General features: G+C 57.7%; 18 protein-coding genes and 1 other annotated feature. Of the genes, 6 read left to right on the forward strand and 12 right to left on the reverse strand.

The features are described from left to right. Positions 1-2: 2 nt before the first annotated feature. The 4 genes from ilvB to I6L58_RS12510 form a co-directional block, all read right to left on the reverse strand. The gene (gene ilvB / locus I6L58_RS12495) at positions 3-1,691 is read right to left on the reverse strand and encodes an acetolactate synthase large subunit (protein WP_088208942.1); all 1,689 of its coding nucleotides are present in this window, start codon (positions 1,689-1,691) and stop codon (positions 3-5) included. 102 nt (positions 1,692-1,793) lie between these two features. Continuing rightward, entirely contained in the window at positions 1,794-1,892 is a 99-nt protein-coding gene (gene ivbL / locus I6L58_RS12500) for an ilvB operon leader peptide IvbL (RefSeq protein WP_088208941.1), read from the reverse strand. Between the two features lie 150 nt (positions 1,893-2,042). Then, entirely contained in the window at positions 2,043-2,462 is a 420-nt protein-coding gene (locus I6L58_RS12505) for a helix-turn-helix domain-containing protein (RefSeq protein ID WP_140418816.1), read from the reverse strand. Further along, positions 2,459-2,773, reverse strand: a complete 315-nt coding sequence (locus tag I6L58_RS12510) for a type II toxin-antitoxin system HigB family toxin (protein ID WP_058609917.1) — start codon at positions 2,771-2,773, stop codon at positions 2,459-2,461. Before I6L58_RS12510 ends, I6L58_RS12505 begins: the two co-directional genes overlap by 4 nt. A gap of 488 nt (positions 2,774-3,261) precedes the next feature. Between I6L58_RS12510 and tisB the strand changes: the two genes are divergently transcribed. From tisB to emrD, 4 genes are all read left to right on the forward strand, one after another. Then, a complete protein-coding gene (tisB, locus tag I6L58_RS12515; protein ID WP_071599731.1) occupies positions 3,262-3,351 on the forward strand; it encodes a type I toxin-antitoxin system toxin TisB in 90 nt (29 codons plus the stop codon). A gap of 64 nt (positions 3,352-3,415) precedes the next feature. Then, positions 3,416-3,862: a GNAT family N-acetyltransferase gene (locus tag I6L58_RS12520; RefSeq protein ID WP_006177617.1), complete on the forward strand. Its 447-nt coding sequence runs from the start codon at positions 3,416-3,418 to the stop codon at positions 3,860-3,862. A 62-nt stretch (positions 3,863-3,924) separates the two neighbouring features. Further along, positions 3,925-4,758 carry an EamA family transporter gene (locus I6L58_RS12525; RefSeq protein ID WP_088208940.1) on the forward strand — a complete coding sequence of 278 codons (834 nt, stop codon included), beginning with the start codon at positions 3,925-3,927 and terminating at the stop codon, positions 4,756-4,758. A gap of 175 nt (positions 4,759-4,933) precedes the next feature. After that, positions 4,934-6,118, forward strand: a complete 1,185-nt coding sequence (gene emrD, locus I6L58_RS12530) for a multidrug efflux MFS transporter EmrD (RefSeq protein WP_088209051.1) — start codon at positions 4,934-4,936, stop codon at positions 6,116-6,118. On the opposite strand, the gene I6L58_RS12535 is transcribed toward emrD, so the two are convergent. After that, the gene (locus I6L58_RS12535; protein ID WP_088208939.1) at positions 6,021-7,109 is read right to left on the reverse strand and encodes a glycoside hydrolase family 5 protein; all 1,089 of its coding nucleotides are present in this window, start codon (positions 7,107-7,109) and stop codon (positions 6,021-6,023) included. The genes emrD and I6L58_RS12535 overlap by 98 nt on opposite strands. Before the next feature lie 86 nt (positions 7,110-7,195). Beyond that, the gene (dsdC, locus tag I6L58_RS12540) at positions 7,196-8,110 is read right to left on the reverse strand and encodes a DNA-binding transcriptional regulator DsdC (protein WP_058609913.1); all 915 of its coding nucleotides are present in this window, start codon (positions 8,108-8,110) and stop codon (positions 7,196-7,198) included. An 85-nt stretch (positions 8,111-8,195) separates the two neighbouring features. Between dsdC and dsdA the strand changes: the two genes are divergently transcribed. Continuing rightward, positions 8,196-9,509, forward strand: a complete 1,314-nt coding sequence (gene dsdA / locus I6L58_RS12545; protein ID WP_273968244.1) for a D-serine ammonia-lyase — start codon at positions 8,196-8,198, stop codon at positions 9,507-9,509. 32 nt (positions 9,510-9,541) lie between these two features. Here the strand turns inward: dsdA and I6L58_RS12550 are convergent, their stop codons facing one another. From I6L58_RS12550 to ibpA, 5 genes are all read right to left on the reverse strand, one after another. Next, positions 9,542-9,889 carry a DUF202 domain-containing protein gene (locus I6L58_RS12550; RefSeq protein WP_006177610.1) on the reverse strand — a complete coding sequence of 116 codons (348 nt, stop codon included), beginning with the start codon at positions 9,887-9,889 and terminating at the stop codon, positions 9,542-9,544. After that, positions 9,879-10,226: a YidH family protein gene (locus tag I6L58_RS12555; protein WP_006177608.1), complete on the reverse strand. Its 348-nt coding sequence runs from the start codon at positions 10,224-10,226 to the stop codon at positions 9,879-9,881. Before I6L58_RS12555 ends, I6L58_RS12550 begins: the two co-directional genes overlap by 11 nt. A 58-nt stretch (positions 10,227-10,284) precedes the next feature. Next, positions 10,285-11,946, reverse strand: coding sequence for a putative transporter (locus I6L58_RS12560; RefSeq protein ID WP_042321261.1), 1,662 nt, complete (start codon positions 11,944-11,946; stop codon positions 10,285-10,287). Between the two features lie 165 nt (positions 11,947-12,111). Continuing rightward, positions 12,112-12,540, reverse strand: a complete 429-nt coding sequence (gene ibpB / locus I6L58_RS12565; RefSeq protein ID WP_058609910.1) for a small heat shock chaperone IbpB — start codon at positions 12,538-12,540, stop codon at positions 12,112-12,114. A 136-nt stretch (positions 12,541-12,676) separates the two neighbouring features. Continuing rightward, positions 12,677-13,087, reverse strand: coding sequence for a small heat shock chaperone IbpA (ibpA, locus tag I6L58_RS12570; protein ID WP_006177605.1), 411 nt, complete (start codon positions 13,085-13,087; stop codon positions 12,677-12,679). Next, positions 13,081-13,153 (reverse strand) — a sequence feature (ROSE (Repression Of Heat Shock gene Expression) occurs in the 5'-region of heat shock genes and acts as an RNA thermometer to modulate expression.). (Overlaps the previous gene by 7 nt.) A gap of 247 nt (positions 13,154-13,400) precedes the next feature. On the opposite strand from ibpA, the gene I6L58_RS12575 reads away from it, so the two are divergent. Next, positions 13,401-13,733: a YceK/YidQ family lipoprotein gene (locus I6L58_RS12575; protein WP_006177604.1), complete on the forward strand. Its 333-nt coding sequence runs from the start codon at positions 13,401-13,403 to the stop codon at positions 13,731-13,733. Positions 13,734-13,739: 6 nt separating this feature from the next. On the opposite strand, the gene I6L58_RS12580 is transcribed toward I6L58_RS12575, so the two are convergent. Then, positions 13,740-14,960, reverse strand: a complete 1,221-nt coding sequence (locus I6L58_RS12580) for a DUF3748 domain-containing protein (RefSeq protein WP_217060232.1) — start codon at positions 14,958-14,960, stop codon at positions 13,740-13,742. Between the last annotated feature and the right edge of the window lie 30 nt (positions 14,961-14,990).

Below are 14,990 nucleotides of genomic sequence, written 5' to 3' on the forward strand. Positions count from 1 at the left end.
GCTTATTCCCCCACCATCTCAGTATTTGCCGCACCCGGCGGCACCATCGGATAGACTTTTTGTTGCGCGTCGATGCGCACGTGGATCAGCGCCGGGCCGGGACGAGAGATCGCCGCCTGCAGCGCCGCGTGGGCATCCTCCTCCGCGTTCAGATCGCAGGTGTGCAGGCCAAACCCGGCGGCAATCTGCATAAAGTTAATCATTCCCGGATAGGTCGCGGCAAATACCCCCTGCTTGTAGAACAGGCTCTGCTGCTGGTGCACCAGCCCCAGCGCCTCGTTGTTCATCAGAATGATTTTTACGTCTAACTGATTTTCGGCTGCGGTCGCCATTTCCTGAATGTTCATCATCAGGCTGCCGTCGCCGGAGAAGCAGATGACTTTACGATCCGGGTTAGCCAGCGCCGCGCCCACGGCGGCGGGCAGGCCAAAGCCCATGGTGCCCAGCCCGCCGGAGGTCAGCCACTGACGCGGACGGTTCAGCGGGTAAGCCTGCGCGGTCCACATCTGGTGCTGGCCCACGTCGGTGGTGATAATTGCGCTGTCGTCCACGCAGGCGGCCACGGCGTTGATCAGGCCGTAGTGGCTCAGTGGGTCGCCTTCAACGGGGATCGCCCCCGGAAACTCTTTTTGCAGATCAGCCACCAGCTGACGCCAGTCGTCACGGCCGGTTGCCTCGGTTTGTGGGATCAGCTGCGCCAGTACCTCGGCGACATCGCCCTGGATCGCGACGTGCGGCTGCTTGATTTTACCCAGCTCGGCGCGGTCGATATCCACGTGAATGATTTTGGCGTTCGGGCAGAACTGTTCGGTTTTGCCAATCGCCCGGTCATCAAAACGCGCGCCCATGACGATCAGCAGATCCGCCTCTTGCAGGATGAAATTGGTGCTGCGCGCGCCGTGCATCCCCAGCATGCCCAGAGAGAGCGGGTGTGCTTTTGGCAGCATGCCCAGCGCCATCAGCGTCATGGTGGTGGGCAGGCTGGCTTTCTCGGCGAACTGGCGCACCTCTTCAGAGGCGTTGATCGCCCCGCCGCCCAGATAGAGCACCGGACGTTTCGCGGCGTTAATCATCGCCGCCGCATCGCGCACGCTCTCTGCGCTGAATTCTGGCGCAGGGGCACGGTCGCCCGGCTCCGGCAGCACGTCGATGTCGATCTCTGCGGTCTGGACATCCTTAGGAATGTCTATCCACACCGGGCCGGGACGGCCAGACTGCGCAATACGGAACGCATCGCTAATAACCTGTGGCAGCTCGCTGATATCGCGCACCAGATAGTTATGCTTGGTGATGGGGATAGATATGCCGTAGGTGTCCACTTCCTGGAACGCATCGGTGCCGATCATCGAGGACGGTACCTGTCCGGTGATGCAAATCAGCGGAATGGAATCGAGACGCGCGTCGGCGATGGCGGTCACCAGGTTAGTTGCGCCTGGGCCGCTACAGGCCATACAGACCGCCGGTTTGCCCTGGGTACGCGCCATGCCCTGCGCGATAAAGCCCGCGCCCTGCTCGTGGCGAGCCAGAACGTGACGGATTTTTGTGCTTTGGCTTAACGCGTCGTACAGCGGCAGCACCGTGCCGCCCGGGATGCCCGCTACGATGGTGATGCCCTGTCGTTCCAGTAAATGCACGATTAACTGCGCACCGGTAAAACGCGTTGTGGATGATGTTGTGCCCGAACTTGCCATGCTCCAGTCCTTTTATGAGCCGACTTTCCGGGGGGTGTTTAAACGAAAAACCCCGCCCGGTTTGCGCCGGCGGGGTTTTGGATTCGTGTGTTGATCCAGTCCCTACGGCGCATTGCCGACGACGACCACCACACGCACGACGACCACTGCGGCGGGTTGCGCAGTTTTTAGTAGGGTCGCGGTGAACAGGGATGGAGTCATTAGGAACCTGTGTTTGAAATTATTGATAGAATTTATACAACCACAGGTTGTAGGGCGTGACAATGGAAAAATGTTCAACCGCACAAAAATGCGTCAGGGATCACGTTTCGTTTGGTGCGTGGTGAAAACAGACGATCGGCATTTTTAGTCTTACTCAATAAACAGCGCAGGTGACACGCCAAATCGGGCTGCCAGCTTTTTAATGTGGGTCAGCGTCAGCTGACGTTGGCCGTTAAGCACCCGTGAAACCATTGATTTACTGCCAATTTCATCCTGAAAATCAGACAAGGTAAGCTTGTACTGATCCATCAGGGTTCTTAGGACGGCGATACCCACGGGAACAGATTCCATCTCCTGACGTAATGCGACGATTTCAGGCTGATTGGCTTCATAATGGCGAATTCTTGCGCATACGATATCGAGCAACGGGCTGCCAGGCTCATTCATAAGCAGATACTCAACCAGCTCAAGCGCATCGTTGTAATCCTGCTCATTCGGATGTTCACCCAGTAGAGGAACAGCCGCAACAAGGGCGTGCGTGGCTTTCATTGCATCAGCGACGATCATCATTTCTTCCCCTTAGTGCGATGTTTCTCCGTAAAACGGTCATATTCCTTATGAGTAAAAACATGGCGCACATAAAACTTTTGGCTTTCAAAGAAAATGAGAGCCACTACTCTGAGATTGTTGTTAGCGATATCAAGGACATAATGTTTATCCAGATACTTAAAGTTGTCGAGCGTCGGAAACAGCTTTTTAAGTGCATCAGGCGTGGGACAATTGCTCTTTTCAATGATTCTCCCCAGAAAAAGGAGTTCTTGCTTATGCTGCGGAAAGAGAGTTACCGCATCAAAAATAGCCTTCATTGAGATTAAATGCATTGTGCATGCCTGCCGCTTCCGTTGCCATTATGGCAACAATAGCATGCATTGCCAAAGAGTCAACAGACATTCTTTTTTCGCGATATCAGAAAACAAAAAACCCCGCCTAAGCGAGGTTTTTATCAGGGTTTTGCGGTTGGTTTCCGCAGAACACACTGTGTTACGTCAACGGCAAAAGTATACGCGATCGAAGACGAACGCGCAATTTATGGCACGGATTTTGACGTTTTTGAGTATGGACCGCCTTCTGATTTTTGTCCATAAAATACTGTTCATACATACAGTATTTATCTATACTGAGTGTGTTCGCAGTGAGCGAGGGGGCCGCAGTTCTACCGGCGCAACGACGTCCTGGCTGAAACGGGTGGTGCCGTCAGTGCCTTAACCCCCTGAAGTGAGCACACTGTGTTACGTCAATCCAGGTGCTGGCAACAGGCGGCGGAAAGGTACGCCAGCATCGTGCTCCTTTTGACCAAAAGGAGACGCGTATGAGCGTCGTGGATATGGTTGTACTCATCCTCAAACTCATTGTTGCTGTTCTGCAACTGCTTGATGCTGTCCTGAAATACCTTCGGTGATTCAGGTTCAAGTCGCACCTAAGAGGGGCGGGAAACCGCCCCTCTTTAATAACGAGGGAATGCTATGTCGCGTCTGTTAATTGAGCCTGTTACGCCAGAAGAGCCGGGATACATCGCGCTCAAGGCTGAGAGCATCGCCTTACACTTCAACATGCTGCGCAGGCTGGAAGAGAACTGGCAGCGCGGTGAGAATCGTTTTAATGCGCCGGGCGAAAAACTGCTGGGAGCCTTCCTCAACGGCAGGCTGGTGGGCGTGTGCGGGTTAAACCGCGATCCTTTTAGCCAGCAGCCGCGTGCCGGGCGTATTCGTCATCTTTACGTCAGCGAGAAGTGCCGCGGGCTGGGCATCGGCAAACAACTGTTAACCGTGGTGATGGCCGATGCCAGCATCTGGTTTGATTTTCTCAATACCCATGCGCCGGAAGCGGCTTACGGGTTCTATCATCGGGTTGGGTTCACGCTGGTGGCGGACGAACCGCGGGTCACGCATCGGCTTTTTTGCGCCGTGTAGCTGGCTGGTAGCATCGTGCGGTGAATGTTACAGTTGGATGACAATTCACCGCCTGACGCGCCATGACCATCACCGTATTCTGCATTCTGTTGTTCGCCGCGCTGCTGCATGCCAGCTGGAACGCCATCGTTAAAGCCGGAGCGGACAAGCTCTACTCCGCGATCAGCGTGAGCGGCTCAGCAACGCTTATCGCGCTGGTCCTGCTGCCGTTCTCTCCTCAGCCGTCCGCCGCAAGCTGGCCGTTTTTGGTTGTCTCCTGCGCGCTGCAGGTGGTGTACACCGTGCTGGTGGCAAAAACCTATCAGGTGTCTGATATGAGCCAGACCTACCCGCTGATGCGCGGCACCGCGCCGCTGCTGGTGGCGCTGGTCAGCGTGCTGGTGCTCGGCGATAGCCTTTCGTGGCTGGCGTGGAGCGGGATCGGCGTTATATGCCTGTCAATCCTGGCAATGGCGATGAACGGCAGGATGCAGTCGCGTAAAGGCGTCTGGCTGGCATTGTTCAACGCCTGCTTTATCGCCGGGTATACGCTGGTTGACGGCACCGGGGTGCGGCTGTCAGACACCGCGCTCGGCTATACCCTCTGGACGTTCTTCATGAACGGCTTCTGCCTGCTTGGCTGGGCGATGGTGGCGCGCCGTCGGGAGGCGACCCGCTACCTGAGTCTGCACTGGAAAAAAGGCCTGCTCGGCGGTGTCGGCACGATGGGCTCTTACGGTCTGGCACTGTGGGCGATGACGCAGGCTCCGCTGGCGGTGGTGGCCGCGCTGCGTGAAACCTCGATTCTCTTTGGCGCGCTGCTGGCGTTTCTGCTTTTAAAAGAGAAGGTTGCCGGTGTGCGTATTGCCGCAGCGGTGGGGATCGCAGGCGGCGCCATTCTGCTGCGTCTGGCGTAAAGCGCTGGCAACATTAGTTGCCGTTCTTGTTTACAAATCCTGCCTTTTTGCTTCCATCCATTCATCACGGCAATGCTTAATTTGTCATCTGACTGTGGTAGATTCCTCGCGCATTTATGGGAATGCGTAGTCACTTATTCTTCATTTCTCTCTTTTGGCAAAAGTATTCAGCGACATGAAAAAACAAAGGAACGTTAACTTATTGTTGATGCTGGTGTTACTGGTGGCCGTCGGTCAGATGGCGCAAACCATCTACATTCCGGCGATTGCCGACATGGCGAAGGAACTCAGTGTCCGCGAGGGCGCGGTGCAGAGCGTGATGGCGGCGTACCTGCTGACCTACGGCGTCTCTCAGCTCTTCTACGGACCGCTGTCAGACCGCGTCGGGCGTCGCCCGGTGATTCTGGTGGGCATGAGCATTTTCATGGTGGCGACGGTGATTGCCATTAGCACTTCCAGCCTGACGGTACTGATAGCCGCCAGCGCCCTGCAGGGCGTGGGGACCGGCGTCGGGGGCGTGATGGCGCGAACCCTGCCGCGTGACATGTACCAGGGCACCCAGCTGCGCCACGCCAATAGCCTGTTAAATATGGGCATTCTGGTCAGCCCGCTGATGGCACCGCTGATTGGCGGCCTGCTGGACACCCTGTGGTCCTGGCGCGCCTGCTACGCCTTCCTGCTGGTGCTGTGCGTGATTGTCACCTTCAGCATGGCGCGCTGGATGCCGGAAACGCGCCCGGTGGATGCGCCGCGCACGAAGCTTCTCACCAGCTATAAGACGCTATTCGGCAACGGGGCGTTTACCTGTTATCTGCTGATGCTGATCGGCGGCCTGGCGGGAATTGCGGTGTTCGAAGCCTGTTCCGGCGTGCTGCTGGGCGCAGGGCTTGGCCTCAGCAGTATGGTGGTGAGTATTCTGTTTATTCTGCCAATCCCGGCGGCGTTTTTCGGTGCGTGGTTTGCAGGTCGTCCCAACAAGCGTTTCTCCACGCTGATGTGGCAATCGGTGATCAGCTGCCTGCTGGCGGGCCTGATGATGTGGATCCCGGGGCTGTTTGGCGTAATGACGGTCTGGACGCTGCTGATCCCGGCGGCGCTGTTCTTCTTCGGTGCGGGAATGCTGTTCCCGCTCGCCACCAGCGGCGCGATGGAGCCGTTTCCGTTCCTTGCCGGGACGGCAGGCGCACTGGTAGGCGGTTTGCAGAACATCGGTTCCGGCGCGCTGGCCTGGCTTTCAGCCATGATGCCGCAAACCGGCCAGTCTAGTCTGGGCTTGCTGATGACCCTGATGGGGCTACTGATTTTGCTGTGCTGGCTGCCGCTGGCGTCGCGCGTCCCGCATCACGAGCAGCCGGTTTAACCGCACGATGGCCCGGCTTCTCGCCGGGCTTGTCACAGACCGGGGCGATCATCACCTGCAGCAACGGCTCAGGCGCGGGTCGCCATGCCCCCTCCTCGCCGTCGTAGAACTGAAAATCGGCGTTAACCGCATACGGAATTTTTGCTTTTTGCAGTTCGCAGGCCATGAAGGTCGCGAAAGCCATTTGCGACGCCGTTGGGGTAAACCGGTTCGATTCCCCGACTCCCCAGCCGCCCACCCAGCTCACATGCCCGGTTTTTTGCTGCCAGCGCAGCGCCGTCGCGATGCGGTTGTGGATAGCCGCTTTCTCCGCCGCAGTCCCTGACGTCCACGGGTATTTACCGTTATTTTTCAGCGGTCCCCACGGAAAGATGTGCCACTCCGCCAGCAGGTAATTTTGACTGCGGGGCGGCAGCTTCAGGCTGGATAAATCTTCCGGCGCAGCGCGCAGGCGCGGCGCAATGAAGATCATGCGCTGCGGGTCAATGTCGTGGATCGCTTTGATGGTTTTTTCATACACGCGGTTCAACGAAGCAAGATTGTGGTTGAGCTTATCGGCAGGTTCGTAAATGAGGTCAAATCCCAGCATGGGCGAGCGTTGGCCAAAATAGTGCGCCACGGCAATCCACCAGTTGATCACCTCTTTCTCGTTATCGGCTTTCGGGTCGTTTTTATATTCATCAGCCTGATAGGCGATAACCGGAATCACGCCGTATTGCTCGCAGGCTTCCACCAGCTTACGCAGGTGGATCAGCCGAGCTTCCGTCGGCTCATCCGCCACGCGAATACGCACATGGCGGATCCCTTTCGCGTGAAAATCGCGGACGACCAGCGGGTCGAACTCGCGGATGCCACGCTCGGTGCGCGCCCAGTCCACGTCGATACCCACGCCAAGCTCTTGCGCATAGCGGGCAGCCGTCAGCGGCGGCTCAGCGGCACAGGCCAGGCCGGAAGCGATCACAAGCGCAGTGGCAATAACAAGCTTTAACACGGTTTACCTTGCGAGAAATCGAAAGCAATAACCTGTATTTAGCACGCTTTTTCACATTTGGTGTAGCCTCAAAACGTAATAATTCTTTATCCTGCCTGCGCTTTTAGCCAGCCGATAAACGCGTCAATTTTCGGCCAATGCCGTTCAGGCAGCGTGGCAATGTAGTAGTGCTGCTGGCACGGCAAGGTCTTATCACCAAAAGGGGCAACCAGTTCTCCGCGCGCGAGGCGTTTTTCAACCAGCCTTTTTCGCCCCATCGCCACCCCCGCATGGTTTAACGCAGCGGTGATGGCTAAATCTGAACGATCAAAGCCCATGCCCGATGAAGGCAGCGCGTTCACGGCAAAACGCTGCGCCCAGAGTTGCCATTCATCCGTGCCGGAATCCTGACTCCAGGCCTGACGGTCGTGCAGGAGCGTGCAGCGGGCGAGATTCTCGGGCTGGCCGAATAACGCGTGCTCGCGGGCATACTCCAGTGAGCAAACGGGTAAAATGTCTTCATCCATCAGGAACGTGTGCGCAAGGTGTTTTGGCGGCGAATCGTCGAAATAGAGCGCCAGATCGACGCCGGTTCGCTGCATATCGATGTCGTCGTTGCCGGTCAGAAGGGTGAGTGAAATCGCAGGATAGCGGCGCGTAAAATCGCCGAGCAGGGGCACCAGCCAGCACTGAGCGAGGGATGGCCGTGAGTAGACGGTCAGGGTGCCGGTCAGCGCCTGGTTTTTGATATCCTGAATCTCCTGGTTCAGGGTATCGAGCGACGATTTGAGCGTCCCGTAAAGACGCTTCCCCTCCTGCGTAAGCTCAACCTTACGGTGAGAGCGGACAAACAGCCGGATCCCCAACTCCTCTTCCAGCAAATTGATACGGTGGCTCACCGCGCTGGGGCTAAGCGACAGCTCCGCCGCTGCCAGCGCGAAGGATGCATGTCGCGCCGCGACTTCAAAGGTGTACATTTTTGACAGCTGCCAGCCGTTTAGCTGCGGCTTATCTCCCTCCATCGCCCCTCCCTTTCCTGTTTGGTTCAATCTGGCTCACCTGAAACGCAATTTATATCATTTGTCAGTATGCCCCTTTTTTTGTCCAATGATGAACATGGCCGAATGGAAAGAGACGACGATGAACAACCTCCCTACCTTAAAGGCACAGTTTCCTCTGATTGAGGATCTGATTGCCCTGAAAGAAACGACCTGGCTCAACCCGCGTACCACCACGCTTGCCGAGGGGCTGCCCTATGTCGGGCTAACCGAAGACGATGTGAATGACGCCCACGCGCGCCTGCAACGTTTTGCGCCTTACCTGGCGAAAGCGTTTCCAGAAACGGCGGCTACCCACGGGCTGATTGAATCGGAGCTGGTCGCCATTCCGGCGATGCAAACGCGGCTGGAGAAAGAGGCTGGCGCGGCGATCCCCGGCACGCTGCTGCTGAAAAAAGACAGCCATCTGCCCATTTCCGGCTCCATCAAGGCGCGCGGCGGTATCTATGAAGTGCTGGCCCATGCCGAAACGCTGGCGCTGAACGCCGGGCTACTGAGCGTTGACGATGATTACAGCATCCTGCTGGAGCCGCGCTTTAAAGACTTCTTCAGTCAGTACAGCATCGCCGTGGGGTCAACCGGCAACCTGGGGATGTCCATCGGCATCATGAGCGCACGTCTTGGCTTCAGGGTGACAGTACATATGTCTGCCGACGCCCGCGAGTGGAAAAAAGCCAGGCTGCGCAGCCACGGTGCGATCGTCGTTGAATATGAGCAGGATTACGGCGTGGCGGTGGAGCAAGGGCGTAAGGCGGCGGAGCGTGACCCGAACTGTTTCTTTATCGACGATGAAAACTCCCGCACGCTGTTTCTCGGCTACGCGGTGGCTGGCGGGCGGCTGAAAGCGCAGTTTGCCGCGCAGGGCCGCGTGGTGGATGCGCAACATCCTCTGCACGTTTATCTGCCATGCGGCGTCGGCGGGGGTCCTGGCGGCGTGGCGTTTGGCCTTAAGCTGGCCTTTGGTGATAACGTCCACTGCTTCTTCGCCGAGCCGACCCACTCGCCGTGCATGCTGCTGGGCGTCTACACCGGCCTGCACGATGGGATCGCCGTGCAGGATTTGGGGATAGACAACGTCACGGCGGCGGATGGTCTCGCGGTGGGTCGCGCGTCCGGCTTCGTGGGCCGCGCCATGGAGCGCCTGCTCGACGGATTCTATACCCTCTCGGATCAAAGTATGTACAACATGCTCGGCTGGCTGGCACAGGAAGAGGACATTCGCCTGGAGCCGTCCGCGCTGGCGGGTATGGCCGGACCGCTACGGTTCAAAGCCGATGCCAGCGTTACCCACCTGGTGTGGGCGACCGGCGGCGGCATGGTGCCGGAAGAGGAGATGGCGAGGTATCTGGCTAAAGGGGAGTAATTATGTCGGGTGGCGGCTACGCCTTACCCGGCCTACAGGTGCAAAATTTGTTGAATGTGGGTTACCGCAAACAGCAGTGACAGTGACAGCACGGCCAGGGCGATCAGGAACTTATCCCGCACCGCCTTCGGTTGCGCAACGTCGTCCTGCGCCACATCCATCAGGTTTCGGCTGCGGGTGTAGCGCCATAAAATCACCGCCACCAGCGCCAGTACCACGATGGAGATCCAGAAAGGCACCCCGGTGCGATGCCAGTTGTGCTTAATCGCCAGGGCGATCAGCGCACCATACCCCAGCAGCGTGCGCAGCCAGGCCAGCGACGTACGCTCGGGCTGAAGGCCGGGGTCGGCTTCGCGACGCGCTTTGCGGCTATCCGCCATAGAACACCAGCCCCATCACCACACCGGCCACTGCCAGCAACACCGCGCTGATGATCAGCAGCCCACGCGTATAGGGCAGATCCTGCTTCAGGCGCATCGCCTTTTCGTTACGCAGCCAGCGCAGATAACCGTAAATCGCCAGCACGCCCGCAAACAGACACAGCAGCAGCGCCAGCACTTCGCGGATCAATGGGGTAGCAAAATCGGGAGCCAGCTGGTCGAGGCCGACGCCCGCAGCCAGAAAGCCCAGCGCGGTGCGGATCCACGCTAAATAGGTGCGCTCGTTAGCCAGAGAGAAGCGGTAGTCCGGCGCTTCGCCGAGGCGGGAGATTTTCATGGCGGTTCCTTGTGGTGCATAAGGCAGGCTTCAGCATAGCCTAATGCTGGCACCGTTGTTAGCCTATCCCCCAGAACAGCACCGCCAGGAGTTGCGGAGTAATGATTCGCAGGAACATCACCAGCGGATAGACCGTGGCGTACGACAGCGCGGCCGCGCCGCTGGTGGCGTGGAGGTTATTGGCGAAGGCCAGCGCGGGTGGGTCCGTCATCGATCCTGCGAGCATACCGCAGAGCGTGAGATAGTTCATTTTGGCGAACATTCGCGCCAGTATCCCGACCGTTATCAGCGGGATCGCAGTGATAAAGATGCCGTAACCGATCCAGCTGACGCCTTCGCCCTGAAGCAGGGTATCAACAAAATCTCCGCCAGATTTCAGCCCGACCACCGCGAGGAACAGCACAATGCCCAGCTCGCGCAGCGCCAGGTTGGCGCTCGGCGGCATAAACCAGTACAGCTTGCCGATGCAGCCGATACGCCCGAGGATCAGCGCCATAATCAGCGGCCCGCCGGCCAGCCCGAGCTTCAGGGCCACCGGAAAACCCGGTACATACATGGGGACAGAGCCGAGCAGTACACCAAGCCCGATGCCGATGAACACCGGCAGCATCTGCACCTGCTGGAGTTTTTGCTGGGCGTTGCCCACCATATCCGCCACGGCATCAATCGACGCGGGCCGCCCGACCAGATTGAGGATATCGCCAAACTGCAGGCTGGCGTCCTGGCTGGCAACCAGCTCGACGCCTGCGCGGTTCAGACGCGAGATCACCACGTCATAGCGTTCTTTTACCTGCAAATCGCGAATTTTCTTGCCCAATACCTTCTCGTTTGTGACCACCACGCGCTCGACGCGCAGATCGGTACCCCGGGTAGAAAGTGAGGTTTCCACCTCCTGACCAATCACCAGCCGGGCGTTGTTGAGATCCCCGGGCTGACCAACCAGGTGCAGCAGATCGCCGTGCTGAATAAGCGTGCCGGGCGAGGGAACCATCAGCATGTCGTCACGTTTCAGGCGCGAGCAGATGATGGTGGCACTGTTCAGAATGGGCACATCCTGAATCGCCATATTGTTCAGATTGGGGTTTTCAACGCGGATATTGATGGTTTTGATCGGCGCATGGCCGTTGGTCAGGGTGGTTTCATGGTCCTTCGCTTCCTGCTCAACGTTAACGCGGAACAGCACCCGCACCAGCCACATTGAGAGCAGAATGCCGCAAATGCCAAACGGATAGGCCATGGCGTAGCTCATCCCCATCTGATCGACGACATCCGAAGAGATCCCCAGGTCGCGCAGGATTTGCTGGCCTGCCCCGAGCGCGGGCGTGTTGGTCACTGCCCCGGAGAAAATACCGAGCACCACGGGAAGCGGGATCGCGAAAAGTTTATGCAGCACGGCGGTAACCAGCCCACCCATCACCACAATGCCGAAAGCGAACAGGTTGAGCCGCAGGCCCGAGACGCGAAGAGAGGCGAAAAAGCCCGGCCCCACCTGGATACCAATGGTGTAAACGAAGAGGATCAGGCCGAATTCCTGGATAAAATGCAGCATGTCGGCGCTCAGCGCCAGCCCAAACTGGTCGGCAAAGTGGCCGATAAAAATCCCGCCGAACAGCACCCCGCCGATGCCAAAGCCGACGCCGCGAATTTTAATATTGCCTATCCACAGTCCCACCACCGCGACCAGGGCCAACACGCTAACCGTCAACGCGATATCACTCATGATCCACATCCTGTGCATAACCTTAGTTATTTCAGGGATTCTCTTAGAGCCGGGGGCGATTGTATGGGCGATGGCGCACAAAAAAGCCCTGCCGGGGCAGGGCGTTATCTTTGCACCCTCTCCCTGTGGGTGAGGGTCGGGGTGAGGGCATCAGCCCGCACACTGTTAGCTGTTCAACGCCGGGCGCGCGCTAATGGCGATGCGCTGAGGCGCAATGGCTTCCGGCACGTTACGGGTGAGGTCGATATTCAGCAGCCCGTTAGTGAACGTCGCGCCAGAAACTTCCATATGGTCTGCCAGGGTAAAGCTCAGGCTAAACGGCTGAGTGACAAGCCCCTGATGCAGCCATTTGGTCCCGGTTTCTTGTTTTTCCGGCGTGCCTTTTACGGTCAGACGCGTACCTTCGAGCTGGATGTCCAGGTCTTCCTGACGGAACCCGGCTAACGCCAGCGTGATGCGATAGTGGTTGTCATCGCTTTTTTCGATGTTGTACGGCGGAAAAGTCTGTTGCTCGGTGGTGCTTTGCAGGGCATTCGCCAGTTTGTCAAAACCAATCCACTGACGCAGCAGGGGGGATAAATCGTAGTTACGCATACTAAATCTCCTTCTGAGAAGCGAGTTCGGCACAGTCTAATTTTGTGCGCAGTTGTTCCTGCAAATCCTGATGGATTCGCCTATGCTCCCGGTTCGGCAAGCAATTCTGAGTGGGCCGCAGCCGCGACCCGCGTGATTAGTTAATTTCGATCCGGCGCGGTTTTTTCTCTTCCGGAATCACACGTTCCAGTTCGATAAACAGCAGTCCGTTGACCAGGTTCGCGCCTTTAACGTGAATGTTCTCGGCCAACTGGAACTTGCGTTCAAAGTTGCGCTCGGCGATGCCCTGGTAAAGGTAGGTACGTTCTTTCTGCTCTGCCGTATGGGAGCCTTTCACTACCAGCAGGTTGTCCTGCGCGGTGATCTCCAGCTCGCTTTCTGCGAAACCGGCGACGGCAATGGCAATGCGGTAGTGGTTTTCATCGACCAGCTCAACGTTGTAGGGAGGATAGCCGTTGCTCTGGCTTTGGTTATTTTCTAAATGGTTGAACAGGCGGTCAAAACCAATAGCAGAACGGTATAGCGGAGAAAGATCGAAGTTACGCATAAATTAAAACTCCTGAAATCAGCGAGAGATGTAGCCTTCCACCATGGACAGGCTTCTGTGCCCCCGAACACCCCTCAGGCGTGTTCGTTATCGGGTTACATTCTTAAAATGGGTCTGGATACGGGCTTTTCAAGCGTATGCAGACGAGATTTTTTTGCACTTTGCTGGATGTCGCATAGACTGGGACAACAGCACTAAGGGTTAAATTGCGATAGCCGCCACAGAGCCGGGTTGTCGGGCTATTCATTTTGATCAAGGCCCGCTATAACCCTGAGTTACAGGCTCATGCAATGCCATTAACAATGACTGAGTGATGATGAAAAATGTTCTGATTAAGCTGACGACGTTCAGCGGGATTGTTTTACTTTGCGGGTGTTCGAGCGTGATGTCTCACACCGGCGGTAAAGAAGGAACATACCCGGGAACGCGCGCCAGCGCAGCGATGATCTCGGATGACGATACCAACTGGGGCACCAAATCCCTGGCCATTCTGGATATGCCTTTCACGGCCGTGGCGGACACGCTCCTGCTGCCGTGGGATCTGTTCCGCACCGACAGCTCCGTGCGTTCACGCGTTGAAAAAAGCGAGAAGGAAAACCTGGCCACCAACGCCGTTATCCCGCCCGCCAGCCTGTCCGTACAGTAATCGTAATCAGGTTTCCGTTACCCAAAGCTGATGGAAACCGTTCGTTTCTTCCATCCAGGCTATCCAGTGACCGTCCGGGGAAAACACGACAGCATCCGCTGATGGCGGGTTGCCATGATCGGACGTCAGAAACGTCACCGCTCCGGTTTGCGCATCGCAGCACGCTATGCGGTTCTCCAGCACATAGCCCAGTTTTTCCCCCGACGGATGCCAGTTAAAAGCCGATTGAATGCCGCTTTCATGGTGCGTTAGCTGGCGCGGTTCACCGCCTTCCGGCGAGATAAGCCACAGCTGCACAATGCCGTTGTCGTCGCGCATCAAAAAGGCAATCTGCGTGCCCTGCGGATTGCTGCGCACCCACTGACGCGGCACGTTGACCAGCCCCGGATAGGCGTTCTGATGCGTAAAGGTTAAACGACGCTGTGCCACGCCCGCTGGCGGTGCAGGCAGGGTTTCCGGCGTGCCCTGCAAAGGCACCTCGCCAGCACGTTTCCACCCTTGTTCATCGTTGGGCAGATCGATAACGAACAGTTCGGGCACTTTCTCACCCGTGACGGACAGCGTATCGCCAATAAAGGCCAGCCTGTCGTTGCCAACCCAGCCCTCTTCATAGGCGCGGTTGATCTCATCGCTGCCGGGCTGCGGCGTTGGCGTGGTGCGGCTGACCAGCACGCTCCAGAAGGCGCCAGCATAGTTACGTGGATGGTTGCCCCGCGGGGTTACCGGGCCAAACGGCGACGCGACGCCGACGTTGCGTAAGTCCCGCTTCGGGTCGTGCTCATGCATGACGTGGTCGTTATAGGTAAAGCTGACCAACTGCCCGTTCGGGCTAAAGACATGCACATGGCTGCCGCCGCGCAGCGCGCCTGCGGTATAGGGCGGAGTGATATCCATGGCATCAAGGTTTTCGACCGCACCGTTGCAGGCCACCACCCCCTGACGATGGTGAAAGTCATACTGCCAGTCGGCATCCGGGCGTTGCGGGCCGTGGATAAAGACGTATTTGTCTTGTGCAGGATGAACGGTCACCACGCCGACGTGCGCGCCGTTCGTAGCGCGATAAATCACCTCAACCTCCCCCGTCATGACGTTGACCCGCTCAATGGTTTCGCCGGTGAACGACGCGCCGGACGGGCGCACGTCAAAGGCCAGCCACTGGCTGTCGGGCGTCCAGGTGTTGATATTGGTGAGCTGGTGATGGCGGGAAGCGAAGGTGATTTGTTTCATGGAGATACCCTGATGCGCAGTTATCGCATC

The sequence above is a fragment of the Enterobacter cancerogenus genome, assembly GCF_019047785.1.
GTDB classification, from domain to species: Bacteria; Pseudomonadota; Gammaproteobacteria; order Enterobacterales; family Enterobacteriaceae; genus Enterobacter; species Enterobacter cancerogenus.